24 protein-coding genes and 1 pseudogene are annotated in these 25751 nt (G+C 72.8%); 9 read left to right on the forward strand and 16 right to left on the reverse strand.

Features of this window, described 5'->3' with window-relative positions; genetic code table 11:
* The first annotated feature begins 107 nt into the window (after positions 1 to 107).
* Positions 108 to 1034, forward strand: coding sequence for a restriction endonuclease (locus tag ACGRHY_RS10695; RefSeq protein ID WP_394635139.1), 927 nt, complete (start codon positions 108 to 110; stop codon positions 1032 to 1034).
* Here ACGRHY_RS10695 and ACGRHY_RS10700 read toward each other — a convergent pair.
* The 12 genes from ACGRHY_RS10700 to ACGRHY_RS10755 form a co-directional block, all read right to left on the reverse strand.
* A complete protein-coding gene (locus tag ACGRHY_RS10700) occupies positions 1031 to 1444 on the reverse strand; it encodes a YccF domain-containing protein (protein ID WP_394635140.1) in 414 nt (137 codons plus the stop codon). The two genes, ACGRHY_RS10695 and ACGRHY_RS10700, sit on opposite strands and share 4 nt — an antisense overlap.
* Positions 1441 to 2304, reverse strand: a complete 864-nt coding sequence (gene htpX, locus ACGRHY_RS10705; protein ID WP_394635141.1) for a zinc metalloprotease HtpX — start codon at positions 2302 to 2304, stop codon at positions 1441 to 1443. The genes ACGRHY_RS10700 and htpX overlap by 4 nt, the downstream gene beginning before the upstream one ends.
* Positions 2305 to 2448: 144 nt before the next feature.
* Entirely contained in the window at positions 2449 to 3969 is a 1521-nt protein-coding gene (locus ACGRHY_RS10710) for an NADH-quinone oxidoreductase subunit N (RefSeq protein WP_394635142.1), read from the reverse strand.
* Complete coding sequence (locus tag ACGRHY_RS10715; RefSeq protein WP_394637988.1) at positions 3966 to 5561, reverse strand: complex I subunit 4 family protein; 1596 nt, start codon at positions 5559 to 5561, stop codon at positions 3966 to 3968. The genes ACGRHY_RS10710 and ACGRHY_RS10715 overlap by 4 nt, the downstream gene beginning before the upstream one ends.
* 27 nt (positions 5562 to 5588) lie before the next feature.
* The gene (locus tag ACGRHY_RS10720) at positions 5589 to 7649 is read right to left on the reverse strand and encodes an NADH-quinone oxidoreductase subunit 5 family protein (protein ID WP_394635143.1); all 2061 of its coding nucleotides are present in this window, start codon (positions 7647 to 7649) and stop codon (positions 5589 to 5591) included.
* Positions 7646 to 8092 carry an NADH-quinone oxidoreductase subunit NuoK gene (nuoK, locus tag ACGRHY_RS10725; RefSeq protein WP_394635144.1) on the reverse strand — a complete coding sequence of 149 codons (447 nt, stop codon included), beginning with the start codon at positions 8090 to 8092 and terminating at the stop codon, positions 7646 to 7648. The genes ACGRHY_RS10720 and nuoK overlap by 4 nt, the downstream gene beginning before the upstream one ends.
* Positions 8092 to 8736 carry an NADH-quinone oxidoreductase subunit J family protein gene (locus ACGRHY_RS10730; protein ID WP_394637989.1) on the reverse strand — a complete coding sequence of 215 codons (645 nt, stop codon included), beginning with the start codon at positions 8734 to 8736 and terminating at the stop codon, positions 8092 to 8094. Before ACGRHY_RS10730 ends, nuoK begins: the two co-directional genes overlap by 1 nt.
* A gap of 8 nt (positions 8737 to 8744) precedes the next feature.
* On the reverse strand, positions 8745 to 9338 hold the full coding sequence (locus ACGRHY_RS10735; RefSeq protein ID WP_394635145.1) for a NuoI/complex I 23 kDa subunit family protein: 594 nt from the start codon (positions 9336 to 9338) through the stop codon (positions 8745 to 8747).
* Positions 9338 to 10300, reverse strand: coding sequence for a complex I subunit 1/NuoH family protein (locus ACGRHY_RS10740; RefSeq protein WP_394637990.1), 963 nt, complete (start codon positions 10298 to 10300; stop codon positions 9338 to 9340). Before ACGRHY_RS10740 ends, ACGRHY_RS10735 begins: the two co-directional genes overlap by 1 nt.
* Positions 10297 to 11376 carry an NADH-quinone oxidoreductase subunit C gene (locus ACGRHY_RS10745; RefSeq protein ID WP_394635146.1) on the reverse strand — a complete coding sequence of 360 codons (1080 nt, stop codon included), beginning with the start codon at positions 11374 to 11376 and terminating at the stop codon, positions 10297 to 10299. Before ACGRHY_RS10745 ends, ACGRHY_RS10740 begins: the two co-directional genes overlap by 4 nt.
* Positions 11373 to 12029 carry an NADH-quinone oxidoreductase subunit B gene (locus ACGRHY_RS10750; RefSeq protein WP_394635147.1) on the reverse strand — a complete coding sequence of 219 codons (657 nt, stop codon included), beginning with the start codon at positions 12027 to 12029 and terminating at the stop codon, positions 11373 to 11375. The genes ACGRHY_RS10745 and ACGRHY_RS10750 overlap by 4 nt, the downstream gene beginning before the upstream one ends.
* Positions 12020 to 12391 carry an NADH-quinone oxidoreductase subunit A gene (locus ACGRHY_RS10755; protein ID WP_206348948.1) on the reverse strand — a complete coding sequence of 124 codons (372 nt, stop codon included), beginning with the start codon at positions 12389 to 12391 and terminating at the stop codon, positions 12020 to 12022. The genes ACGRHY_RS10750 and ACGRHY_RS10755 overlap by 10 nt, the downstream gene beginning before the upstream one ends.
* A 173-nt stretch (positions 12392 to 12564) precedes the next feature.
* Here ACGRHY_RS10755 and ACGRHY_RS10760 point away from each other — a divergent pair, with 173 nt between their 5' ends.
* The 5 genes from ACGRHY_RS10760 to ACGRHY_RS10780 all read left to right on the forward strand — a co-directional run bounded on the left by ACGRHY_RS10760 (position 12565) and on the right by ACGRHY_RS10780 (position 19006).
* Positions 12565 to 13152, forward strand: a complete 588-nt coding sequence (locus tag ACGRHY_RS10760; protein WP_394635148.1) for a sensor histidine kinase — start codon at positions 12565 to 12567, stop codon at positions 13150 to 13152.
* Positions 13153 to 13225: 73 nt separating this feature from the next.
* A complete protein-coding gene (locus ACGRHY_RS10765) occupies positions 13226 to 15136 on the forward strand; it encodes a 2-oxoacid:acceptor oxidoreductase subunit alpha (protein WP_394635149.1) in 1911 nt (636 codons plus the stop codon).
* Positions 15129 to 16220, forward strand: a complete 1092-nt coding sequence (locus ACGRHY_RS10770; RefSeq protein ID WP_394635150.1) for a 2-oxoacid:ferredoxin oxidoreductase subunit beta — start codon at positions 15129 to 15131, stop codon at positions 16218 to 16220. Before ACGRHY_RS10765 ends, ACGRHY_RS10770 begins: the two co-directional genes overlap by 8 nt.
* A 286-nt stretch (positions 16221 to 16506) precedes the next feature.
* Positions 16507 to 17484 carry an EamA family transporter RarD gene (gene rarD / locus ACGRHY_RS10775; RefSeq protein ID WP_394637991.1) on the forward strand — a complete coding sequence of 326 codons (978 nt, stop codon included), beginning with the start codon at positions 16507 to 16509 and terminating at the stop codon, positions 17482 to 17484.
* Positions 17485 to 17665: 181 nt separating this feature from the next.
* Positions 17666 to 19006: a M28 family metallopeptidase gene (locus ACGRHY_RS10780; RefSeq protein WP_394637992.1), complete on the forward strand. Its 1341-nt coding sequence runs from the start codon at positions 17666 to 17668 to the stop codon at positions 19004 to 19006.
* A gap of 150 nt (positions 19007 to 19156) precedes the next feature.
* On the opposite strand, the gene ACGRHY_RS10785 is transcribed toward ACGRHY_RS10780, so the two are convergent.
* Positions 19157 to 19753 carry a CGNR zinc finger domain-containing protein gene (locus ACGRHY_RS10785; RefSeq protein ID WP_394637993.1) on the reverse strand — a complete coding sequence of 199 codons (597 nt, stop codon included), beginning with the start codon at positions 19751 to 19753 and terminating at the stop codon, positions 19157 to 19159.
* A 73-nt stretch (positions 19754 to 19826) separates the two neighbouring features.
* On the opposite strand from ACGRHY_RS10785, the gene ACGRHY_RS10790 reads away from it, so the two are divergent.
* Positions 19827 to 20339, forward strand: coding sequence for a VOC family protein (locus ACGRHY_RS10790; protein WP_394635151.1), 513 nt, complete (start codon positions 19827 to 19829; stop codon positions 20337 to 20339).
* Between the two features lie 66 nt (positions 20340 to 20405).
* Here ACGRHY_RS10790 and ACGRHY_RS10795 read toward each other — a convergent pair.
* From ACGRHY_RS10795 to ACGRHY_RS10805, 3 genes and pseudogenes are all read right to left on the reverse strand, one after another.
* Positions 20406 to 20795, reverse strand: a pseudogene (locus tag ACGRHY_RS10795) (ABC transporter permease); the annotation flags it as partial.
* A 174-nt stretch (positions 20796 to 20969) separates the two neighbouring features.
* The gene (locus tag ACGRHY_RS10800; protein WP_394635152.1) at positions 20970 to 22196 is read right to left on the reverse strand and encodes a LolA family protein; all 1227 of its coding nucleotides are present in this window, start codon (positions 22194 to 22196) and stop codon (positions 20970 to 20972) included.
* Between the two features lie 276 nt (positions 22197 to 22472).
* Entirely contained in the window at positions 22473 to 23483 is a 1011-nt protein-coding gene (locus tag ACGRHY_RS10805) for a polyprenyl synthetase family protein (RefSeq protein ID WP_394635153.1), read from the reverse strand.
* A 278-nt stretch (positions 23484 to 23761) separates the two neighbouring features.
* Here ACGRHY_RS10805 and fahA point away from each other — a divergent pair, with 278 nt between their 5' ends.
* Positions 23762 to 25000 (forward strand): fumarylacetoacetase, encoded by a 1239-nt coding sequence (fahA, locus tag ACGRHY_RS10810; protein WP_394635154.1) that lies wholly within the window; start codon positions 23762 to 23764, stop codon positions 24998 to 25000.
* 153 nt (positions 25001 to 25153) lie between these two features.
* Positions 25154 to 25657, forward strand: coding sequence for a hypothetical protein (locus ACGRHY_RS10815; RefSeq protein WP_394635155.1), 504 nt, complete (start codon positions 25154 to 25156; stop codon positions 25655 to 25657).
* The last annotated feature ends 94 nt before the right edge of the window (positions 25658 to 25751 follow it).

Here is a 25751-nt window from a genome sequence, read left to right on the forward strand (position 1 = left end):
GTTGCAGCGGGCCGCTCCCGGCGGCCCGTTGAAAACGGGGAGGCGGGGCAGACGGCAGTGACGAGCAGTGGTGTTCCACGCCGAACCGCCAGGGGGGATCAGCACCGATGGCCGTATCCGCGCGCCGGAAGCGTACGCCGGACCGCAAGCCCGTCTTCGACCTGCGTGTGACGGCCCTGGCCTTCGTGCTGGCCGCCGTCGTCCTGTTGGGCGTGTGGTTCGCCGGACGGGTGGTGCTGGAGGCGGCCGGGCGGCATCCGGTCGCGGCGGTGGCCGTCTGCCTGATCGCCGTGCCGGCCGCCGTGGCCGGTCTGCGCGGCGGGCGCCGCTTCCGGGCGTCCAGGGCCGCACGGCAGGCCGCCGCGGTCCTGACCGGGGCCGCCGAGACCGCCTTGGACACGCTGGAGGAGGAGGTCCCCGGCGGCGGACCGGAAAGCGGTGGGCACGCGGAGCGTCCCGGGCCGGTGGAGGGCTCGGGGGCCGTCCGGCACACGGAACCGGTCGGGGCCGTCGGAGCCCGCTCCGGCGGCCCCGACCGTCCCGTCCGCCCGGATCCCGTCCGCCCGGACTACGAGGCCATGGAGGCGGAGGAGTTCGAGCAGGCGGTCGCGGCCCTGTGCGAGCGGGACGGCTGCCGGGACGTGGAGGTCGTCGGCGGTGCGGGCGACCTCGGTGCCGATGTCGTCGCCACCGCCCCGGACGGGCGGCGCGTGGTCGTCCAGTGCAAGCGTTACAGCGACACCAACAAGGTCGGCTCGCAGGACGTGCAGCGCTTCGGCGGCACCTGCTACACCGTCCACGAGGCCCAGGTGGCGGCCGTGGTCACCACCGGCGACTTCACCGCGCCCGCCGCCGAGTACGCGGAGCGGTGCGGGATCCTGTGCTTCGACCGGCACGCGCTGGCCGCCTGGAGCGACGGCACCGGCCCGGCCCCCTGGGAGGGCGCGGGCGAGCCGCCGACCGGGCCGGGCCCGTACGACGGCCTGTACGACGAGGGGACCGCCCGGGCCCGAGGCCCGGGCGGGACGGGCTAGCGAGGGGCCCGGTTCCAGCGGTACGACGGGTACGCGGCGTCGCTGCGGACGATCTCGCGGCCCAGCGGCATCAGGGAGACCGGCACCATCTTGAAGTGGGCGATGCCGAACGGGATGCCGATGACCGTCAGGCAGAAGCCGATGCCCGCGGCTATGTGCCCCAGGGTGAGCCATATCCCGGCGAAGACCAGCCAGACGACGTTGCCCGCGGCGGAGGCCGCGCCCGCGCCGGGCCGCTGGACGACGGTGTACCCGAAGGGCCACAGGGCGTAGACGGCGATCCGGAAGCAGGCGATGCCCCACGGGATCGTGACGATCAGCAGGAAGCAGACCAGGCCGGCGACCGCGTACCCCAGGGCCAGCCAGAGGCCGGAGAAGACCAGCCACAGGATGTTGAGGAGCGTCCTCACAGGCGCCTCCCGGCCATGCGCTCCAGCCGGGCGATGCGCTCGGCCATCGGGGGGTGGGTGGAGAACATCCTGGACAGACCGTCTCCGGGGCGGAAGGGATTGGCGATCATCATGTGGCTCGCGGTCTCCAGCCGGGGCTCGGGGGGCAGGGGAAGCTGCTTGGTGCCTGCCTCCAGCTTGGCCAGGGCCGAGGCCAGGGCCAGCGGGTCGCCGGTGAGCTGGGAGCCGGAGGCGTCCGCCTCGTACTCCCGGGAGCGGCTGACCGCCATCCGGATCAGGGACGCGGCGAGCGGGCCGAGCAGCATGATCAGCAGCATCCCGACCAGACCGGGGCCCTCGTCGTCGTCCGAGCGGCCGATCGGGATGAACCAGGCGAAGTTGACCAGGAACATCACCACCGAGGCCAGCGCGCCCGCGACGGAGGCGATGAGGATGTCGCGGTTGTAGACGTGGCTCAGCTCGTGCCCGAGGACGGCGCGCAGCTCACGCTCGTCCAGGATGCGCAGGATGCCGTCGGTGCAGCAGACGGCGGCGTTGCGGGGGTTGCGGCCGGTGGCGAACGCGTTGGGCGCCTGGGTCGGTGAGATGTACAGGCGGGGCATGGGCTGGCGGGCGGCCGTGGACAGCTCGCGGACCGTCCGGTACAGGCCCGGGGCCTCGAACTCGCTGACCGGACGGGCTCTCATGGCGCGCAGGGCGAGTTTGTCGCTGTTCCAGTAGGCGTAGGCGTTGGTCCCGAGCGCCAGGACGACCGCGACGACCAGCCCGGTGCGGCCGAAGAAACCGCCGACGACGATGATGAGTGCGGACAGTCCCCCGAGTAGCAGGGCGGTCTTCAGCCCGTTGTGCCGGCGGTGCACGGTACGCCCTCCAGGTGGTGCGGCAGGGGGGATTCCCCGTGTGGCCCTTCGTTGCGGCGGTGCCTCCGTCCGAAGGCGGATTCGTGGACCCTTCCTGTGAGGTCAACGCCGTGTGAAGGCGCCGGGTTCCCGGCCCGCCCCCGTCTAAAGCAGCACGTCGGCGGCGAAGCGCAGGGCGAGCTGGGGAGCACCCGAAAGGCCGACGGCGATCAGCCCCGTCAGGGCGATCGCGGCCGTGAGCGGCGCGGCGACGCGTACACGTGCGGCGGGGGCGTGTTCGGGAGCCCGGAAGATCTGCGCCGTCCACGCCAGGTAGTAGTACAGGGCGATCACGACGTTCACCGCCATCACCGCCGCAAGCCAGCCCAGTCCCGCGTCCACGGCCGTGGAGAAGACCGCGACTTTGGCGAACAGGCCGATGATCCCCGGCGGCAGCCCGGCCAGGCACAGCAGGAAGAAGGCGAGGGCGAGGGCGGTCAGGGGGTGGGCGGCGTACAGGCCGCGGTAGTCGGTGATCCGGTTGGCGGCGGCGGTCCGGCCGACGTGGGCGGCCACGGCGAAGGCCCCGAGGTTCACGGCGGCGTACATCAGGGCGTACGCGACGGTCGCGCCGACGGCCCGCCCCGGCTCGGCGGCGTACGCCGCCGCGGCGATCGGCACCAGCAGATAGCCCGCCTGGCCGACGGAGGACCACGCCAGCAGCCGTACCGCGCTGTGCGCGCGCTCCGGGCGCTGCCGCAGGGCGGCCGCGTTGCCCCCGGTCATGGTGAGGGCGGCCAGGACGGCGAGCGCCGGTCCCCAGACGTGGCCGTAGGAGGGGAAGGCCTCGACGGTCACCAGGACCAGCCCGGAGAGGCCGACCGCCTTGCCGATCACCGACAGGTAGGCGGCCACCGGCAGGGGGGCGCCCGCGTAGGTGTCCGGCACCCAGGAGTGGAAAGGGACGGCCGCGGTCTTGAAGGCGAAGCCGACGAGGGTGAGGGCGACTCCGGTGGCGGCCAGGGTCTCCAGGCCTGGGGCGGTCCCGCGCAGCCTCTCGGCGACCCGGTCCAGGTGCAGGGAGCCGGTCGCGGCGTAGACGAAGCTGACACCCATCAGGCTGACGGCGGTGGCGGTGACCGAGGAGAGGAAGAACTTCAGGGCCGCCTCGGAGGAGCGCCCGTCCGCGCGGCGCAGTCCGACCAGGGCGAAGGACGGCAGGGAGGCGACCTCCAGCGCCACGATCAGGGTCGCCAGATCTCGGGCGGCGGGCAGCAGCGCCGCGCCGGCCGCGGAGGCCAGCAGCAGGAACCAGTACTCGCCGCGCGGCAGCGCCTCGTCCCGTACGGCCGTCATCGACAGCAGGGCCGCGATCAGGGCGGCGCCCAGCACCAGGAACTGGACGGCCAGGGCGAACGGGTCGGCGGCGTAGGAGCACACCGCCGGGTCGGTGGTGAGGCAGAAGGTGGTGCGGTCGCCGTCCAGGAGGGGCAGCAGGCTGAGCGCGGCGAGCGCGAGGACGGCGACGGTGGCCGGGCCGAGCAGCGGCTTGCGGCGCTCGGGCAGGAACAGGTCGGCGACCAGGACGGCCAGCGCGCCCAGTGCGGCGAGGGCGGGCGGGGCGATGGTGAGCCAGTCGACGGACTGGACGACCGACCGGACGGGGTCCTGGGCGAGCGCGTTCATCGGCTGACTCCCGGCAGGAGGTTCTGCACGGCCGGATCGGTGAGCCCCAGAAGGATCGCGGGCCACAGTCCGGCCAGGACTGTGAGGACGACGAGCGGGATCCAGGCGGCGAACTCGTGGCCGCGTACGTCCGGCAGGGTCGTGCCCGGGGCGGGGGCGGCGCCGGGGGCGGACGGCGCCCCCGTGCAGACCCGGCGCACGACCACCAGCAGATAGGCGGCGGTCAGCAGGGTGCCGAGGGCCGCGAGGGCCATGAAGACCAGGTACACGGGCCGGCTGAGCCCGTCGGCGGGGTGGTACGCGCCGAGCAGCGCGAGCATCTCGCCCCAGAAGCCGGCCAGTCCGGGCAGTCCGAGGGAGGCGACGGCGCCGAAGGCGAGCAGCCCGCCGAGACGGGGGGCGCGCCCGTACAGCGCAGCGCCCCTGCCGCGCTCCCCTCCGCCGTCGAGCGCGAGCCGGTCCAGGTCGGTGGTGCCGGTGCGCTCCTTGACCGCTCCGGCGAGGAAGAACAGCAGGCCGGTGATGAGCCCGTGGGCGATGTTCGCGAACAGCGCGCCGTTGACGCCGGTGCGGGTGAGGGTGGCGACGCCCAGCAGCACGAAGCCCATGTGGCCCACCGAGGAGTAGGCGATGAGCCGCTTGAGGTCGCCCTTGGAGCCGGGAAGGGCCAGGGCGAGGCAGGCCAGCGATCCGTAGATGATGCCGGTGACCGCGAAGGCCGCCAGATACGGCGCGAGGGTGTGGATGCCGTCGGGGACGACCGGCAGGACGATCCGGACGAAACCGTAGGTGCCCATCTTCAGCAGAACGCCCGCCAGCAGCACCGAACCGACCGTCGGGGCGGCGGTGTGGGCGTCGGGGAGCCAGCTGTGCAGCGGCCACATCGGCGTCTTGACGGCCAGGCCGATGCCGATGGCGAGGGCGGCCATGAGCTGGGTGGTGTGGGTCAGCCCCCGGCCGCCGTCCTCGGCGAGCGCCGTCATGTCGAACGTCGGGCCGCCCTCGGCGCCCAGCCCGACCAGCAGCAGGCCCAGCAGCATCACCACGGAGCCGAGCAGGGTGTAGAGGACGAACCTCCACGCGGCCCGCTCCCTCCCCGCGCCGCCCCAGCGGGCGATGAGGAAGTACATCGGGACCAGGACCGTCTCGAAGGCCAGGAAGAACAGCATCAGGTCCAGCACGGCGAAGGTCGCCAGGGTGCCGGCCTCCAGCAGGAGCACGAGCGCGACGAACGCCTGCGGACGCGGGCCCTCGGGAGGCCGGTGGTAGCTGTACAGGGCGCACAGGAAGGTCAGCAGCGCCGTCAGGACGAGCAGGGGCAGCGAGACGCCGTCGGTGCCGAGGTGGACGCGGACGCCGAGCGCCGGGATCCAGGCGATGTCGGTCTCGGCCTGCATCGTGCCGGGCCGGTCGTGGTCGAAGCCGAGCGCGAGCACCGCGGTGGCGGCCAGCACGGCGCCGGTGACGGTGACGCCGTGGCGCAGCACGGCCTGCTCCGGGCCGCGGCCCCGCAGCCCGGGCGGGGCCGGCAGCAGGGCGGCGACCGCGCCGAGCAGGGGCAGGACGACGACGGCCGCCAGGAGCAGCCGCATCGCGGTGTCGTTCAGGGGGATCACTGGTCACGCTCCGGCGGCGACGAGGGCGGCGGCCACGGCCAGGACGAGGGAGCCGGCGAGCAGGAGGCCGAGATAGGTCTGCACGTTGCCGGTCTGGGCGCGGCGCACGGCCGCTCCCAGCAGCCGGGCGGTGCCTCCGGCGCCGCGCACGTAGGTCTCGACGACCTCGCGGTCCAGGAAGCGCACCAGACGTGCCGCGGCCAGGACCGGGCGTACGGCGACGGCCGCGTAGAGGGCGTCGAGGTGGAAGCCGCGGGCGGCGTGGCGGTGCAGCGGGCCGAGGAGGAGCCGGCCGGGGTCGGCCGGGTCGTCGGCGGCGGCGATGTCGCCGTAGGCCGCCCGGTGGGTGGCGATGGCCTCTGCCTCTGAGACCGCCGGCTCGGCCTCCGGGTGGGCGGCGACGGCGCCGAGCGGCGCGCGGGCGGCGGCGGTGGCGGTGCTGTGCCGCCAGGCCGCGTACATCACCACGATGCCGGCGGCGGCCAGGCCGGTGCCCAGGACGGAGGTGGTGAGGGTGGGTGCGAGGGAGCGGCCGTCGAACCAGTCGGGCAGGACGCCGTAGAGCAGCCCGACGACGATGGTCGGCCCGGCCAGCGCCCACAGCACCGCGTTCATGGCGACCGGCTGCCTGCCGTGGCCGGGCGCGGTGTTCTCACCGGGCACGGTGCTCCCGCCGGGCTCGGCGGAGCCACGGCCGTGGAAGGCCAGCAGCCACAGCCGGGCGGCGTACGCGGCGGTGAGCGCGGCGGTCAGCAGCCCGGCGAGCAGGACCGTCCAGCCCACGGCGGACGGGACGGCGTGGGCCGCCCCGCCGACGGGGTCGAGGGCCGCGTGCTCGGCCGCGGCGAGGACGGCCTCCTTGGAGAAGAAACCGGCGAAGGGGGGCACGGCGGCCAGCGCCAGCAGGGCGACGGTCATCGTCCAGTAGGCGTCAGGCACCCGCCCGGCCAGACCGCCGGTGCGGGACATCGCGGCCAGGGAGTTGGTGCCGGCCGCGTGGATGAGCACACCCGCGGCGAGGAAGAGCAGCGCCTTGAACACGCCGTGGGAGATGAGGTGGAAGACGGCCGCGCCGCGGTCGGCGACGGCAAGGGCGCCGGTCATGTAGCCGAGCTGGCCGACGGTGGAGTAGGCCAGGACCCGCTTGACGTCGTCCTGGGCGAGGGCGGCGAGCGCCGAGCCGACCATGGTGACCGCCGCCATCGCGGCCAGGACGGCGAGCGCGGCTGCGGAGGAGGTGAAGACGGGCAGCAGCCGCGCGACGAAGTAGACCCCGGCCGCGACCATGGTGGCGGCGTGGATCAGCGCGGAGACCGGCGTCGGGCCCGCCATCGCGTCCGGCAGCCAGGTGTGCAGCGGGAACTGGGCGGACTTGCCCGCGACGCCCGCGAGCAGCAGCAGCGCGACGACGGTGGGGTGCTCCAGCTCGAAGCCGGACAGCGGGGAGGTCAGCCGGGTCACGATCGTGCTGATCCGGAAGGTGCCGGCCTCGGAGGCCAGCGCCAGGATGCCGATGATGAACGGCACGTCGCCGAGCTTGGTGACGAGGAACGCCTTGAGCGAGGCGGAGCGCGCGGCGGCCGTCTCCCAGTAGTGGCCGACCAGGAAGTACGAGCAGATGCCCATGACCTCCCAGCCGACCAGCAGCACGATCAGGTCGTCGCTGTAGACGACCAGCAGCATCGCGGCCGTGAAGAGGGAGACCAGCGCGGCGTAGGAGGGGTAGCGCGGGTCGTCGCGGAGGTAGCCGGTGGAGTAGACCTGCACGCAGGACGCGACGGCGGCGACCAGGACCGCCACGAGGACGGCGAAGCCGTCGAGGTGGAAGGCGAGCTCGACGGGGAGTGCGTCGTTGCCGGTGGGGGCCAGCCGGGTCGCGCCGGTCAGAGCGCCCTCCCCGCCCTGGCGTACGGCGACGGCCGTGGCGAGGGCGGCGGAGGTGAGGGTGGGCAGGACGGCCAGGGGGCGGACGTAGGCGGGGGCGCGGCGGCCGAGGAGGAGCCCGGCCAGGGCGCCGAGGAAGGGCAGCAGCGGGACGAGGACGGCGAGGGTCGTGGTGCTCACGCGGTGGCCTCTCCCCTGGTCAGGCGCGTGTCGGCGGGTCTTCCGGCGGGACCGCCCGAGGAGTTGTCGGTTGGGTTGTCGGTGGCGCCTGCCACAGTGGTCTCGTCACTTTCGGTAGCGATTGCGTCGCTGCCGTCGGTTTCCGCGAGTTCGCGGAGCCGGTCGATGTGGGAGGTGCCCCGGTTGCGGTGGACGAGCAGCACGATGGCGAGGCCGATGCCGATCTCGGCGGCGGCGATGGTGATGGTGAAGAGAGTGAGGGCCTGGCCCGCGTGGAGGGTGTCGCGGAGCCAGACGTCGAAGGCGACGAGGTTGAGGTTGACGGCGTTGAGCATCAGCTCGACCGACATCAGTACGAGGATCGCGTTGCGCCGGGCGAGGACGCCGTACAGACCGGTGCAGAAGAGGAGGACCGCCAGGACGGCGGGGTAGGCCAGATGCATCAGCGCTCTCCCCCGTCCGTGGCCCGGGTTCCGTTCCCGGCGCCGGCGGCACCGCCGTCGCCGGTCCCGTTTTGTCCGCTTCCCCGGCGGGAGAGGACGATCGCTCCGACGAGGGCCGCGAGCAGCAGGACGGACAGGGCCTCGAAGGGGAGCACCCAGTGCTGGAAGAGGATCCTGCCGGTGACGTCGGTGGTGCCCTGCGGTGCGCCGCTCTCCAGGTCGATCCAGGTGGTGCGGAAGGCGTCCACCACGACGGTGACCAGGACGGCGGCGGCGGTGACGGCGACCGCGAGGGCGACGGGGCGGTTGCCGGAGTCGGCGTCCGGCGAGCGCCCGATGGGCGCCCTGGTGAGCATCAGCCCGAACAGGAGGAGGACGACGACGGCCCCGACGTAGATCAGAACCTGCACCCAGGCGATGAACTCGGCGGACAGCAGCAGGTACTCGACGGCGATCCCGCCGAGTGCCACCACCAGCCACAGGGCGGCGTGCACCAGTTGCCGGGTGGTGACGGCGGTTATGGCGGCGCCGAGGGTGAGCAGGCCGACGAGCAGGAAGAGGATCTCGACGCCGGTGGGCGACAGGAAGCCGGGGGTGCTGGAGGCTGTGGAAGCGGCGGAGGCGGCGGAGGCGGCGAGGCTCATGGTGGCGCTCACGCGTCACCGTCCCGCTGCTCCGTCTCGGGCCGCGAGGTCCCGTGCCGCCCGGCCTCACGGCTGCGGGCTTCGGCTGCGAGCTGCTTCTCGGCGGCCTTGCGTGCGGCGGCGATCTCCTTGGGCTCCTCCGCGGCGGGGTCGAGCGGCGGCGGGGCGGGCGCGGTCCACATCCACTCGCGCAGCCGGTCCCGCTCGTGGACGAGATCGCGGATGTCGGTCTCGGCGTACTCGAACTCCGGTGACCAGAACAGCGCGTCGAAGGGGCAGACCTCGATGCAGATACCGCAGTACATGCACAGGGAGAAGTCGATGGCGAAGCGGTCCAGGACGTTGCGGCTGCGCTCGCGCCCTCCCGGGGCGGCGGGCGGCACCGTCTCCTTGTGGGAGTCGATGTAGATGCACCAGTCGGGGCACTCACGGGCGCACAGCATGCACACCGTGCAGTTCTCCTCGAACAGCCCGATCACCCCGCGGCTGCGGGCGGGCAGCTCGGGCTGGACGTCCGGATAGTGCGCGGTGACCGAGCGCCGGGTCATGGTGCGGAGGGTGACGGCCAGGCCCTTGGCCAGGCCGCTGCCGGGAACGGCCATTACTGGATCACCACCTTGACGACGCCGGTGAGCGCGATCTGGAAGAGGGCGAGGGGGACGAGCACGGTCCAGGCGAGCCTCTGGAGCTGGTCCTCGCGCAGCCGGGGGTAGCTCACCCGCAGCCAGATGACGACGAAGGCGAGCACGGAGGTCTTCAGCAGGGTCCACAGCCAGCCGAGGTCGGCGGCGAACGGCCCGTGCCAGCCGCCCAGGAACAGCACCGTGGTCAGGGCGCACAGGATGACGATGCCCGCGTACTCGGCGAGCAGGAAGAGCGCGAAACGCAGACCCGTGTACTCGGTGTACGCACCGAAGATGATCTCGGAGTCGGCGATGGGTGCGTCGAAGGGCGGGCGCTGGAGCTCGGCGAGTCCGGCGGTGAAGAAGACCAGGGCGCCGATGATCTGCCACGGCACCCACCACCACTCGAACGCCTCCAGGATTCCGGGCAGCGAGAGCGTCCCGGCGGCCATGGCGACGGAGGCGGCGGCGAGCAGCAGCGGCAGCTCGTACGCCATGAGCTGGGCGGCGGTGCGCAGGCCACCCAGGAGGGAGAACTTGTTGGCCGATGCCCAGCCGCCCATCAGGGAGCCGAGCACGCCGACGCCCATCACGGCGAGCACGAAGAAGATCCCCGCGTCGATCGCCTGGCCGACCATGCCGTCCGGGCCGACCGGGATGGCGACCAGCACGAGGAGGTAGGGGATCAGGGCGACGGCCGGCGCGAGCTGGAAGACCCGGCGGTCGGCGTCGGCCGGTACGACGTCCTCCTTCTGCGCGAACTTCACGCCGTCGGCGACGAGTTGGGCCCAGCCGTGGAAGCCCCCCGCGTACATCGGGCCGACGCGGCCCTGCATGTGTGCCATCACCTTGTGCTCGGCCTGGCCCACCACCAGGGGCAGGACGAGGAAGGCGAGCAGGACGGCCAGCAGCCGCCAGGCGACGTCGAGCACGTCCATCAGGCACCGCCTCCCGTCGTTCCGCCGTCGCCGGAGCCGCTGTCGCTGTCGCTGTCGGCGTCGGCGTCGGCGTCGGCGGTGCCGGGCTTCCGGGTGGCCTCGCGCTCCGGTCCCGGGGCCTCGCCCTCGGGGCCGTTCGCCACCGAGGCGCCGCCGCCCTCGCCGGGCGGGACCTCCGTCCGCTCGTCCGTCCCGTGGACACGGCGGGCGGCCTCGGCCGATGTCTCGCCGGACGGTTCCGCCGGCTTGAGCCAGGGTGCGTCCGTACTGCGCCGCCCCGGCTCCGCGGCTGCCCGCTGACTGGCCGACCCCTCCGACGCGCTGCGGGAGCGGCGCGTCGCGGCGGCCTCCGGGGGAGCCGCCCCGGAGGCGCGCTGGCTCGCGGAACCGGCGCTCGCGCTGCGTGTGCGCCGCGGCGGGCGCTCCCCCGCGGCACCCGCCGCACGGCCGCGTGCCGGTCGGGCGGGCAGCGCGGGGAGCTGTCCCTTGAGCGGACCCCACTCGTTCGGGTCGGGCACGCCGGGCGGCAGCGTCTGCCGCCGCCTCGGGCCGCCCTCCGCGGGCTCGCCGGGCTCCTTGGCGCCGGGCCACGCCTTGGCGACACGGGCCGCCAGCACGAAGTCCTTGCGCAGCGGATGCCCCTCGAAACCGTCGGGCAGCAGCAGCGGAGCCGGGTTCGGGTGACCGGTGAAGGAGACGCCGAACATCTCGTACGTCTCCCGCTCGTGCCAGGCGGCCCCGGCGTACACACCGGTGGCGGTGGGCAGTTCGGGCGCCTCGTGCGGCACGGTGGTCCGCAGCAGCAGCCGCCGGACCGGTGTGCCCAGCGCGGCCAGGTGCGCGCAGATCCGGAAGCCCTCGCCCGGCTCGTCCACGGCACTCAGCCAGTCGAAGAACGTGCAGCCCAGCCCGTCGCGCGCGGTGGTCAGCGCCTCGGTCCAGCGGGCGGCCGGCACGTCGACGGTCAGCAGCCCGTACGCCTCGGCCGCACTCGCGCCCTCGCCGAAGATCTCCCCGGCGGGCCGGGGCAGCCATCCGGCGGCGGACGGCCGCGGGTCCTGTGGGTCCGGCCCGGTCATGCGCGCCCCTCCCCCGCTGCCGGGCCCGAAGGCGGAGGCGGGGGCGGGGTGACCAGGCCACTGGTCAGGGCCGCCCCCGACGGGCTCGACGGCACGGATCCGGAGGCGTTCCCGTACCGCTCGGCCGTCGACTCGCCGGCGATCTTCTCCTGGAGCTTGAGGATGCCCTGGAGCAGCGCCTCGGGCCGGGGCGGGCAGCCGGGCACATAGACGTCGACCGGGATGATCTGGTCCACGCCCTTGGTGACGGAGTACGAGTCCCAGTAGGGACCTCCGCAGTTGGAGCAGGCGCCGAAGGAGATCACGTACTTCGGCTCGGGCATCTGCTCGTACAGCCGCCTGATCGCCGGAGCCATCTTGTCGGTGACCGTGCCCGAGACGACCATCAGATCGGCCTGGCGCGGTCCCGGGGCGAAGGGGATGACGCCGAGGCGGATGAAGTCGTGGCGGGACATCGACGCGGCGATGAACTCGATCGCGCAGCAGGCCAGCCCGAAGTTGAAGACCCACAGGCTGTAGCGGCGGCCCCAGTTGAGGACCACCTTCATCGGCTCCGGGGCGAGCCGGGCCAGCCCGCCCAGGCGGCGCGGCTCCGGCCGGGCGGCCGGAGCGGGGGTCCCGGGGGCTTCAGGGGTCTCGGGGTTCACGTCCATGCCAGAACACCCTTCTTCCAGGCGTAGAGCAGTCCCACGGCCAGGAAGCCGAGGAAGACGAACATCTCCACCAGTGTCACTCCGCCGAAACCGGGCTCGGCGAAGACCGTCGCCCAGGGGAAGAGGAAGATCGAGTCGACGGCGAAGACGACGTAGAGGAAGGCGTACACGTAGTAGCGGATCCGGGTGTGCGCCCAGCCCTCGCCGACGGGGTCAACTCCGCACTCGTAGGTCAGCAGCTTCTCCGGCGTCGGCACCACGGGCCGCAGCAGCCGCCCGGCGCCGAAGGCCACCGCCACGAAGAGCACCCCGACGACCGCGACCAGCCCGACGACCGCGTAGCCGTGGAAGTAGTCCGGCACGTCCGCCCCTCGCTCCGTGGTGTTCGCATCGGTTACGACGCTCCGTTCGGAAGGGGAGTCTAGGCCCTGGGCCCACGCGCGGAAGGCGGGCCTCCGTCACACCATCGCCCGGCCTCCGCCGCATCGGGCGCGACCTCCACGACGGAGCGCAGGCCCGTCTGGTCGCCCTGGCCGTGGGCCTCGGCCTGGCCGGGGAGAAATCGCCGGAGGGCCCGCAGGCCGCCGCCAGAATGGTCGACGAGGCCCACGGCGAGGTGAAGCTCGCCCTCTCCGAGCTCCGCGACCTCGCCCGCGGCATCCACCCCGCCATCCTCACCGACCGCGGTCCGGGCCCCGCGCTGTCCAACGTCGCCGCCCGCTGTCCCGCCCCCGTGACCGTCTCCGTGGACCTCCCCACCCGCCCGGCGCCCGCCATCGAGGGCATCGCCTGCTTCACCGTCTCCGAAATCCTCCGGAACGTCGGCAAGCACAGCGGCGCCGCCCGGGCCTCGGTGGATCTGTGCCGCTCCGGCGACCGCCTGCTCATCCGGGTCGCCGACGACGGCCGCGGTCGGCGCCGGCGCCGACCGCGGCAACGGGGCGGTGGAGAAGCACGTCGGCAACATCTTCCCGAAGCTGGGCCTGGCACCGGACGGCGAGGACCACCGCCGGGTGCCGGCCGTGCCGACGTACCTCAGGTCATAGTCCGGCGGGGCTCCGGAGCCCCGCCGGAATATACGCACGCCCCCGAGTGTCGTCTCATCCGAACGTCCACCATGTGACCGGCCGCGGGAAGGTCACCCTTACCCACGTACGATGGCTGACGAGCCGCCGCCTCAAGGGAGGTCCAGTCCAGTGACCAGCCAGGTCAGTAGCCCAGCCGATCAGCAGCGCTCGCCCGGCTCACCGGCCAAGGAGGTTCGGCGGCTGGAGCGGGTCGTCATCCGCTTCGCCGGCGACTCCGGTGACGGTATGCAGCTGACGGGTGACCGGTTCACCTCGGAGACGGCGGCGTTCGGCAACGATCTGTCCACGCTGCCGAACTTCCCCGCCGAGATCCGGGCGCCGGCCGGGACGCTGCCGGGGGTGTCGTCGTTCCAGCTCCACTTCGCCGACCACGACATCCTCACTCCCGGGGACGCGCCCGACGTGCTGGTGGCGATGAATCCGGCCGCGCTGAAGGCGAACCTGCCCGACCTGCCGCGGGGCGCGGAGGTCATCGTCAACACCGACGAGTTCACCCGGCGGGCGATGGCCAAGGTCGGCTACGCGGCCAGCCCGCTGGAGGACGGCTCGCTGGCGGCCTACCGGGTGCATCCGGTGCCGCTGACGACGCTGACGCTGGAGGCGCTGAAGGACTCCGGGCTGGCCCGCCGGGACGCCGAGCGGGCGAAGAACATGTTCGCGCTGGGCCTGCTGAGCTGGATGTACCACCGGCCCACCGGGTCCACCGAGTCCTTCCTGCGCCGGAAGTTCGCCAGGAACCCGCAGGTGGCCGAGGCGAACGTGGCCGCCTTCCGGGCGGGGTGGAACTTCGGGGAGACCACCGAGGACTTCGCCGTCTCCTACCAGATCGCCCCGGCGTCGGCCGCGTTCCCGCCGGGCACCTACCGCAACATCTCCGGCAACCTGGCACTGTCCTACGGGCTGATCGCCGCGTCCCGGCAGGCGGACCTGCCGCTGTATCTGGGCTCCTATCCGATCACCCCGGCCTCGGACATCCTGCACGAGCTGAGCCGCCACAAGAACTTCGGGGTGCGCACCTTCCAGGCCGAGGACGAGATCGCCGGGATCGGGGCGGCGCTGGGCGCCGCCTTCGGCGGGGCGCTGGCGGTGACCACCACCTCCGGCCCCGGGGTGGCGCTGAAGTCGGAGACGATCGGGCTGGCGGTCTCCCTGGAGCTGCCGCTGCTGATCGTGGACATCCAGCGCGGCGGCCCCTCGACCGGGCTGCCGACCAAGACCGAGCAGGCCGACCTGCTGCAGGCGATGTACGGGCGCAACGGCGAGGCGCCGGTGCCGGTCCTCGCCCCGGCCACCCCCGGCGACTGCTTCACCGCGGCGCTGGAGGCGGCCCGGATCGCGCTGGCCTACCGCACCCCGGTGTTCCTGCTGTCCGACGGCTACCTGGCCAACGGCTCCGAGCCGTGGCGGATCCCCGAGCCCGGCGAGCTGCCCGACCTGCGGGTACGGTTCGCCACCGGCCCCAACCACACCCTGGCCGACGGCACCGAGGCCTTCTGGCCCTACAAGCGCGACCCGCACACCCTGGCGCGCCCCTGGGCCGTGCCGGGCACGCCGGGCCTGGAGCACCGCATCGGCGGCATCGAGAAGCAGGACGGCACCGGCCACATCTCCTACGACCCGGCCAACCACGACCTGATGGTCCGCACCCGCCAGGCCAAGATCGACCGGATCGAGGTGCCCGACGCGCCCGTCGACGACCCCACCGGCGACGCGCGGGTGCTGGTGCTGGGCTGGGGCTCCACCTACGGGCCGGTCACCGCCGCGGTGCGCCGCCTGCGCGCCGCCGGCGAGAAGGTCGCCCAGAGCCATCTGCGCCACCTCAACCCCTTCCCCGGCAACCTCGCCGCGGTGCTGGACCGCTACGACAAGGTGATCGTCCCCGAGATGAACCTCGGACAGCTGGCCACCCTGCTGCGGGCGGAGTACCTGGTCGACGCCCAGTCGTTCACGCAGGTCACCGGCCTGCCGTTCAAGGCCGAACAGCTCGCCACCGTTCTGAAGGAGGCCATCGATGGCTGAGACCACACCGCCGGCGCCCGCCGTCGAGGCGCTCTCCCTGGTCCCCAAGGCCGACGGCCGGCAGACCATGAAGGACTTCAAGTCCGACCAGGAGGTCCGCTGGTGCCCCGGCTGCGGCGACTACGCCGTCCTGGCCGCCGTCCAGGGCTTCATGCCCGAGCTCGGCCTGGCCAGGGAGAACATCGTCTTCGTCTCCGGCATCGGCTGCTCCTCCCGCTTCCCGTACTACATGAACACCTACGGGATGCACTCCATCCACGGCCGCGCCCCGGCCATCGCCACCGGCCTGGCCTCCTCCCGCCCGGACCTGTCGGTGTGGGTGGTCACCGGCGACGGCGACGCGCTGTCCATCGGCGGCAACCACCTCATCCACGCCCTGCGCCGCAACGTCAACCTGAAGATCCTGCTGTTCAACAACCGGATCTACGGGCTCACCAAGGGCCAGTACTCCCCCACCTCCGAGATCGGCAAGATCACCAAATCGACGCCGATGGGCTCCCTGGACGCGCCGTTCAACCCGGTCTCCCTGGCGATCGGCGCCGAGGCGTCCTTCGTGGCCCGCACCGTCGACTCCGACCGCAAACACCTCACCGGCGTGCTGCGCGCGGCCGCCGCCCACCCGGGCACCGCCCTGGTGGAGATCTACCAGAACTGCAACATCTTCAACGACGGCGCCTTCGAGGCCCTCAAGGACCGGGAACAGGCCCGGGAGGCCGTCATCCGGCTGGAACACGGACAGCCCATCCGCTTCGGCGCCCCCGCGGCCGACGGCCTGGGCACCAGGGGCGTGGCCCGCGACCGGGCCACCGGAGACCTGAAGGTGGTCGACGTCACGGCGGAGGGCACCGACGGCGTCCTGGTCCACGACGCCCACACCGCCTCCCCCACCACCGCCTTCGCCCTCTCCCGCCTCGCCGACCCCGACACCCTGCACCACACCCCCATCGGCGTCCTGCGCGACGTGCGCCGCCCGGTCTACGACACCCTGATGACCGAGCAACTGGAACAGGCCGTCGTCCAGCACGGCAAGGGCGACCTCGGCACCCTCCTGACCGGCAACGACACCTGGACCGTCGTGGGCTGACGGCACGTTCGCCCATGTGAGGGGCCGACCCCGCCTGGCGGGACCGGCCCCTCCGCCGTTCGGGCGACGCGGGATCCGGCCGGAGTGCGCCGAGCGTACGGGAAGGGGAACGGCACGTAAGCACCGTACGCCAGAACGGGAATGACAGCGGGGGTGTACGGCGCTACCGTCTTGAGGTCGGCCAGCCAGGCCGGTCCGGCCGGACCGGCCACCCCCCCGAGGAGGAACGTTGGAGTCGCAGGGCGAGCAGCGCACGGGACTGTTGTTCGGCTTCGCCGCCTACGGGATGTGGGGTCTGCTACCGCTGTACTGGGCACTGCTGGAGCCCGCCGGCGCCACCGAGGTCCTGGCCCACAGGATGATGTGGTCGCTGCCCACCGCCCTGGTCATCCTGGCCGCGCTGCGCCGCTGGGCGTGGGTGCGCCCGCTGCTGCGCGATCCCCGCAGGCTCGGACTGATCGCCCTGGCCGCCGGACTGATCTCGGTCAACTGGGGCCTGTTCATCTGGGCGGTGGGGACCGGGAAGGTCATCGAGGCGTCGCTCGGCTACTTCATCAACCCGCTGATATCCATCGCCTTCGGCGTCCTGCTGCTGCGCGAGCGGCTGCGGCCCGCCCAGTGGGTGGCCGTCGGCATCGGGGCACTGGCGGTGGGTGTGATGACCGTCGCATACGGCCGGCTGCCCTGGCTCTCGCTCGTCCTGGCCGTCACCTTCGCGCTCTACGGGCTGATCAAGAAGGGCGTCCGGCTGGACGGGGTGGCGAGCTTCGGGGCCGAGACGGCCGTTCAGTTCCTGCCCGCCGTCTTCTTCCTGGTCTTCCTGGGCTCGCGGGGCGAAGCCACCTTCGCCACCGAGGGCGCCGGGCACGCGCTGCTGCTCTCCTTCGCCGGGCTGGCCACCGCACTGCCGCTGATCTTCTTCGGCGGGGCGGCCGTACGGCTGCCGCTGTCCACGATCGGCCTGCTGCAGTACCTGGCGCCCGCCTCGATGTTCCTGCTGGGCCTGCTGGCCTTCGACGAGGAGATGCCGCCCGAGCGCTGGGCCGGCTTCCTGCTCGTCTGGACCGCGCTGTGCCTGCTCACCTGGGACGCCCTGCGCACCGCGCGCCGTTCGCGGGCACGCCTGCGGGCGGCGGCCGCGGCGGCGGCATCGTCCGCACGTGCGGGCGGCGGGAAGACCGGAGACGCGGTGCCCGGGCAGGACGGTCTCCCGGCGGACCGCCCGGCGGTGGCCGGTACGCCGTCGGACACCGCGAAGAGCTGACCCCCGAAGGGCCTCCGAAGGGGGAGCGGCCGGAATCGGCCATTTCACAGCGCACTGCGGGCCGGTGGCACGTCAGCGCGATATCGTCCGATATTCGGACACTTATGTCCGGATTCCGCCCTTGACGGCGCACCGGCACCCTATCAACATCATGCCCACGTCAATCCCCACAGGAGGCATGATGCCCACTCGCGCTGGACGACGGCTCCCCCGAAGATCCCCCTTTCGCCGCGCCGTTCTCGGAGCCGGACTCGCCGGTGCGCTCGCCGCCGGACTGCTCACCGCGACGACCGCCCCGGCCACGGCCGAGGCCGCCTCGGCCGCAGCGGCACCGGACATCCCGCTCACCAACGTCAAGGCCCACCTCTCGCAGTTCCAGACGATCGCGAACGCCAACGGCGGCAACCGCGCCCACGGCCGCCCCGGCTACCAGGCGTCGATCGACTACGTCAAGGGCGAACTGGACGCCGCCGGCTACACCACGACCCTCCAGCAGTTCACCTACAACGGGACCACCGGCTACAACCTGATCGCCGACTGGCCCGGCGGCGACACCGGCGCCGTCCTCATGTCCGGGGCGCACCTGGACTCGGTCAGCAGCGGCGCCGGTATCAATGACAACGGCTCCGGCTCCGCCGCCGTCCTGGAGACCGCCCTGGCCGTGGCCCGTGCGGGATACCAGCCCGACAAACACCTGCGGTTCGCCTGGTGGGGGGCCGAGGAACTGGGGCTGGTGGGCTCGAAGCACTACGTCAACAACCTCTCCTCCACCGAGCGGTCGAAGATCGACGGCTACCTCAACTTCGACATGATCGGCTCGCCGAACGCCGGCTACTTCGTCTACGACGACGACCCGGCCATCGAGAAGGTCTTCAAGGACTGGTTCGCCGCCAAGGGCGTCCCGACCGAGATCGAGACGGAGGGCGACGGACGGTCCGACCACGCCCCGTTCAAGAGCGCGGGCGTCCCCGTCGGCGGGCTGTTCACCGGTGCCGGACGCGTCAAGACCAGCGCCCAGGCGCAGAAGTGGGGCGGCACCGCCGGGCAGGCCTTCGACCGCTGCTACCACTCCTCCTGCGACACGACCGCCAACATCAACGACACCGCCCTGGACCGCAACAGCGACGCCGCCGCCCACGCGGTGTGGACGCTGAGTTCGGGCACCACCCCGCCGCCGGACGGCGACGTCTTCGAGAACACGAGCGACTACCAGATCCCGGACCCGGGCACCGTGGAGTCACCGATCTCCGTCACCGGCCTCTCCGGCAACGCGCCCAGCACGCTGAAGGTGGACGTGGACATCGTCCACACCTACCGCGGTGATCTCGTCATCGACCTGATCGCACCGGACGGCAGTAGCTACCGGCTCAAGAACTCCGGCTGGGACTCGGGCGACAACGTCCAGGAGACCTACACCGTCGACGCCTCCTCGGAGGCGGCCAACGGCACCTGGAAGCTGCGCGTCCAGGACGTCTACAACTACGACTCCGGCTACATCGACAGCTGGAAGCTCACCTTCTGAGCCGTCCGGCTCCCCCGGTCCTCGCCTCCCGGCCTGTCCGGACCCCGAGTCCGCCCAGCCGGGCCGAGCACCACCGCCCGCCGGCGCGATCGCGCCGGCGGGCGCGGCCGTCCGTGCGGGGCGGGGCGGACGGCCGCCGCGAGCCTCGGTTCACTCCCCTTCCTCGCGGCGGGCGCGCAGCGCCCGGACCTTGTGGCGGTTGCCGCAGCGCTCCATCGAGCACCAGCGGCGGCGGCCGGGGCGCGAGGTGTCCACGAAGACCAGACGGCAGTCGTCCGACGCGCACTCCCGTATCCGGGGGGCGTACGGGCCGCCGAACAGGTCGACGGCGTCGCGCGCGACGGTCGAGAGCAACTGTGCACCGGTCGCCCCCGGCCCCCATTCCCTCACCCAGCCCCGACCGCCGTCCTGCCGCAGCCGCACCGGCAGCGGCGGACAGGACGCGGCCTCGTTGACCGCCGCCACATCCTGCGGGCGCGGCGTACGGCCGTGCGCCCGGTCCACCGCCATCCGCCACAGCGCGGCGCGCAGTTGCCTGGCGGCGGCCAGTTCCGCCTCCGTCACCTCGATCGAGGGCGCGGGGCGCAGCCGGGAGCGGGCGGCCCAGACCGCGAGGTTCGTCGGCTCGTGCAGCACCTCGCAGCGCGCGTGACTCCCGGACCCGCCCGTCGGCAGCAACTCCAGGCACAGGGACCCCGGGTCGAAGCGGTAGGGCACCCCTTCGGGTGAGTGCAGCACCAGACCCATTGCGAACTCCGTCACGTAACCAATATAACCGGTTACCGGCAAGAGGGAAGACCGGCGGGCAGGAGGCGGGGCGATGACGGAGGCACCGGGTACGGCGGACACGGCAGGCGAGGCGGGTTCGGCGGGCAGGGTGCGGGAGGTGCTGGGCTGGAAGCTGGTGATCGACTGTGCGGACCCGCACCGGCAGGCCGACTTCTGGGCCGCGGCCCTGGGTTACCGGGTGGAGGACAACAACGCCCTGATCGAGCGCCTGCTCGGTCTCGGTGTCGTGGGCGAGGACATCCTGGTCGAGCACCATGGCCGCCGTGCCTGGCGCGACCTGGCCGCAGCGCGCCATCCGGAGGATCCGGCCGACCCCGAAAGCGGCGCGGGGTTGGGGCGGCGCCTGCTCTTCCAGCGCGTCCCGGAGCCGAAGACGGTCAAGAACCGCCTGCACATCGACGTCCATTCGGGTCCAGGGCGACGCGAGGAGACCGTTGCCCGGCTGGAGGACCTGGGCGCGGCGGTCACACGGCGGGTGAAGGAGCCGGGCGGTGAGTGGACAGTGATGGCGGACCCCGAGGGCAACGAGTTCTGTGTGGCATGAGAGCGGCGCTTGGACCGCCGACCGGGGCACCGCTCAGACAGCGATGTCCCGGCTGGTGAAGCGAGCTCATGCTGCGGAGCCGAAGACGGCCGCGTACAGCCCCTGGAGGCGGAGGTTGTCGAGCAGATCGTCCCAGTGGACGGGGTCGCGCAGAAGGTCGGCGAAGGACATCCGGTGATGGGGGAAGAGGTATGGGTGGATCACGTCCAACTGTGGGATCGAACCGAGGATCTGCACGGTGATCAGCAGGCCGACGGTGGTGGCCATGGCGGCGATACCACTGTTGGCCAGGGTCGAGACGAACAGCCCCAGCGCCGCCAGACCGACCAGTGAGGCGGCGACGGCGACCGCTACGGCCAGCGCTCGCAGCGTCCCTTCGGCGAGGGAGACCGTGGTCCCGGACAGCAGAATCACCTCGTCCAGGGGGAAGAGCAGGGCTCCGGCGGCCGGCGCGGCGAGCTGCCCGCCGCGGTACCGCTCGGTGAGCCCGCGGGCTCGACGACCGTGTCCGGAGCGGGCGGTGGCTGCATAGTGCTCCCCGGGGCCGGGGGGACGGTGCTGTGCGGCGGTGCCGCACCGGCCCCGCCGTACCACCTCTCGGATGGGCCGCGGGGCCGGGCGGCGGGCGCGCTACCCGGCTCCGCCGGCGGAGCCGGCCGCCTTGACCAGGCCCTCACGGGTGACGGCTCCGACGTACACGGTGCCGTCGTCGGTGATCAGGACGTTGACGAGGCGGGTGCCGAAGAACCGGCCGGTGCCGAAGTCACCCTTGACCTCCTCGGTGAAGCCGTCGAGCAGCTTGCGCGCCTCGGGCGCCGCCTCCTGCGCGGCATCCGCGCCGGGCACCGGGCCCCCGCCGGGCAGTTCGACGCGGGCGACCGAGCCCCAGCCCTCACCGACGACCTCCAGGCCGGACGGCAGCCCCTCGGCACCGTCCCGGCCCTTGCCGTCGCCTCCCCGGCCGTCCTTGTGCGGTGCCTCGCCGGAGCCGTTCCGTGCGCCGTCGAGCCTCTCCTCGGTGATCTTCGCGCCCTCCGGCGGCTTGAAGTCGAAGGTGTCGGCGTCCGGTTTGGCGAAGTCCACCTCGGTGAAGCCCACGTCGACCGCGGCCTTCCCACCGTCCTTGGGGGTGAGGGTGAACTTCAGCGGCACACCGCTGTCCGCGTCCACCGCGATCCGCACCGACCCGACCGTGCTGTCCGCCTGCTTCGGCTCGATCAGCAGCTGGTAGGCGTCCTGACCGGCGACCTTCGCCGTGCCGTCGACGGAGACCGAGGTGGTGGCGTCGACGGCCTTGAGAACCTCCTGGGCGGCCTTCTGCGGGGTCGCCTTCTCCAACCCTCCGGGGATCTCCTCCCGGCCGGCGCCCCGCTCGGTCTCCCGCGGGAGGACGGTGTGGTGGACGGTGCCGGTGGCGCTGTCGTACGCCCACACGTCGCCGCCGTTGCGGACGAGGCTGTACTCCGCGCTCTTCCCCACGATCGAGAGACGCTGTCTGTCCGGTCCGTCCACCGCCACCCGCAGGGTGTGGGAGCCGGAGGCAAGCTCGGTGAGCCTGCCGCGCGGATCGGCGTCCCCGGCGCCCTCCTCACGGCCGCCGCCGTAACCGCCCGAGCCCATGCCGGGCAGGGCGGGCAGACCGAGATCGGTGGTGATCCTCACCGTCCCGGACAGCCGCTGGGTGTCCGAGGCCGCGATCTTCGCGACCAGTTCCTCGGCGGTGACCTTCGGCAGATCCGGGCTGCCGCCGGAACTGGCCAGTGCCGGTACGAGGCCGACGGCCGCCACCGTCGCTCCGGCCACGGTGGCCGGCACCGCGTAACGCAACGCCTTCTTCATCGGTCGGGTCCGTGCCATGTGTGCCCTTACCTCCGTGATCGGCGGCGGTTCGTCCGTACGTCGCACTCGTCAACCCCTGACCGCCATTCTCACCCATTCCGGTGCGGGGTGACTCTGTCAATCCCACCAAATTGCTCCGGACAGGGCGTCAGACGACAGGAGCAAGCCGATCTACTCCCGGGGTATGACACCACCGGCACCATCTCGTCCCGCCGGCACCGCACACGGCCCGCCGCACCCTTCTCAAGGCGTACGGACCCTTCCGGGCCAGGGGGAACGGGAACTCCGGCGCGGTCAGCCCGCGCGGTGGACCACCGAGTCGCACAGATAGGAGAGGGCCTCCTTGGCCGCGCAGTCCGGCAGGGGCGTCAGAACGTTGCGGGCCTCGTCCGCACAGCGGACCGTGTCGCGCCGCGCCTCCTCCAGCGCCGGGTGGGCACGGAATCCCGCCAGCGCCTCCGCGTGCCGGGCGTCGTCGCTCAGATCGCCGTCCAGCAGCGCGCACAGGGCCAGGTCCTCCGGCGAACCGCCCTGGGCCGCACGGGCACGCAGACGCAGGACCGGCAGCGTCGCGATGCCCTCCCGCAGGTCCGTGCCGGGTGTCTTGCCGGACTCGTGGGAGTCGCTGGCGATGTCGAGCACGTCGTCGGCCAGCTGGAAGGCGGTGCCGATCCGCTCCCCGTACTGGGTGAGGATGTCCACGACGTTCTCGTCCGCACCCGACATCGTCGCGCCGAAGCGCCCGGCCACCGCGATCAGCGAGCCGGTCTTGCCCGCGATCACGTCGAGGTAGTGGGCGATCGGATCGTCGCCCTCCTGCGGTCCCGCCGTCTCCAGGATCTGCCCGGTCACCAGCCGCTCGAACGCCTCGGCCTGGATCCGGACCGCCTCCGGGCCCAGATCGGCCAGGATGTGCGAGGCCCGGGCGAAGAGGAAGTCGCCGGTGAGGACGGCCACGGAGTTGTCCCAGCGGGCGTTGGCGCTGGGCACTCCGCGCCGCACGTCCGCCTCGTCCATCACGTCGTCGTGGTAGAGCGTCGCCAGATGAGTCAGCTCCACGACCACCGCCGAGGGCACCACCCCGGGGGCGTGCGGATCGCCGAACTGCGCCGCCAGCATCACCAGCAGCGGGCGGAAACGCTTCCCGCCGGCCCGCACCAGATGCTGCGCGGCTTCCGTTATGAAGGGCACGCCGCTCTTGGTGGCCTCGATGAGACCCTCCTCGACAGCCGCCAACCCCGCCTGGACATCGTTTTCCAGCGCATGGTCCCGCACGCTCAGCCCGAAGGGCCCGACGACGGTCACGAGGGGTACTCCTGTCTGCGTACGATCAGCCAACGATCACGCGGCTCACCGCGGCCTTCACGGTGTGTCGCCGTACCGCCGGGCCGCTGTCGCCATCATCATCCCTGGCAGCGTAGCCGGTCCCGGGACGATCACAGCCGCCGCGTTGCCTCTGTGACGGAGGCCGCATCCCGGCCCTCCCCACGCCCCGCAGCGGGTCGCTTCTGCCGCGGATCACCACCGCGTAGCCTGTTCGCGGCCCTGACCGGCGACGACCTCGAAGGCGAGGCACCTCACCCATGTCCGACGCGACCCCGCTCGAACTGCCCGAAGGCGATCCCTTCGGCCCGGACAACCTGCCCTACGGCGTCTTCACCACCGAGGACGACCCCGACCTGCGCCGGATCGGCGTGCGCTACGGCCCGTACGTCCTGGACGCGGGCTCGGCTGCCGACGCGTTCGGCTCTCCCCACACCGGCCTGCTCCAGAGGCCGGATCTGAACCCCCTGATGGCGGCGGGACGCCCGGTCTGGCAGGCGGTGCGCGCCGAGCTGCGTTCCTGGCTGACCGCGCCCGAGCACGCCGGCACCGTCACGCAGTACCTGGTCCGGCTCGAGGACGTCACCCTCCACCTGCCCTTCGAGGTGGCCGACTACGTCGACTTCTACGCCAGCGAGCACCACGCCACCAACGTCGGGCGGATCTTCCGTCCCGGCGGCGAACCGCTCACCCCCAACTGGAAGCACCTGCCGATCGGCTACCACGGCCGCTCCGGCACCGTCGTGGTCTCCGGGACCCCCGTCGTCCGCCCGCAGGGGCAGCGCAAGGCCCCCGACGAGGACGCCCCCTCCTTCGGCCCGTCCCGCCGCCTGGACATCGAGGCGGAGGTCGGCTTCGTCGTCGGCGCCCCCTCCCGGCTGGGCGAACCGGTGCCGCAGGCGGGCTTCCGGGAACACGTCTTCGGCGTCTGCCTGGTCAACGACTGGTCGGCACGTGACATCCAGGCCTGGGAGTACGTGCCGCTGGGCCCGTTCCTGGGGAAGTCCTTCGCGACCTCCGTCTCGGCCTGGGTCACCCCGCTGGAAGCCCTCGACGCCGCCCGCACCGAACCGCCGCAGCGCACCCACCCGCTGCTGGACTACCTGGAGGACTCCGCGGGCGGGGAGCCCGGCGGGCTGGATCTGCGGATCTCCGTCTCCCTCAACGGCCACACCATCACCGAGCCGCCGTTCTCCGCGATGTACTGGACGGCCGCCCAGCAGCTCGCCCACATGACCGTCGGCGGCGCCTCGCTGCGCACCGGAGACCTCTTCGCCTCCGGCACCGTCAGCGGTCCGGAGGTGCGCCAGCGCGGCTGCCTGCTGGAGCTGACCTGGTCCGGCCGCGACCCGGTCGAGCTCCCCGACGGCAAGCGGACGTTCCTGGAGGACGGCGACGAGGTCGTCATCACCGCCTGGGCGCCGGGCCCGAACGGTTCCCGCATCGGCCTGGGCGAGGTGTCCGGCCGTATCCACCCGGCCGCCGACCGGAACACCTGACACCGCGCCGGCCACCGCCGCGGATCGGCCTCCGGTCCGCACGCCGCTCCGCACGCCGGTCCGGGATCCTTCCGGACCGGCTCGCCGGCCGGTGCCACCTGCTAGCTTGGCGTGTCCTTGCAATACGCAGTGATACGCATGGAGGGGGACCACGTGCGCACATCAGCACGTTATGCGGGAGCGGCCGCCATCCTGGCCGCAGCCCTGCTGGTGAGCGGCTGCGGAAGCGACGGCGGCTCCGGGGAACCCGAGCCGAAGCCGAGCGCAGAGCAGACCGCCGAGCCCACCGGCGGCTCCGGCGACGAGGCGGCTACCGGCGGGGTGAACGGCACCTGGAGTGCCGAGGGCGGTGGCAGGGCGATGGTGCTGAGCGTCAGCGGCGACCAGGCGGCGCTGCTGGGCGAGACCACCTGCACGGGCACGGCGGACGCCGACGCCGATCCGGTCACCTTCGCCCTCAAGTGCACCGACGGCAGCACCGACCGCTCCAAGGGCACGGTGAAGAGCGTGAAGGGCGAGAGCCTCACCGTGGCCTGGGAGTCGGGCACCACCGACACCTTCACCAAGGTCGAGGTCCCCGAGGTGTCCACCGAGATCCCCGAGATCGGCGACCTGCCCAGCGGCCTGCCCGGCGATCTGGAGCTCCCCACCGAGTGAGCTCGACCGGGGAGCACGCCCGGGAAGCGCGAGCGACGCGATCGATGAGCGCGGCTCCGCGCGCCCCCGCGGCGGACTCCGGACCGCGAGGCGC

Source organism: Streptomyces shinuiensis, from assembly GCF_043660855.1.
GTDB lineage: Bacteria > Actinomycetota > Actinomycetes > Streptomycetales > Streptomycetaceae > Streptomyces.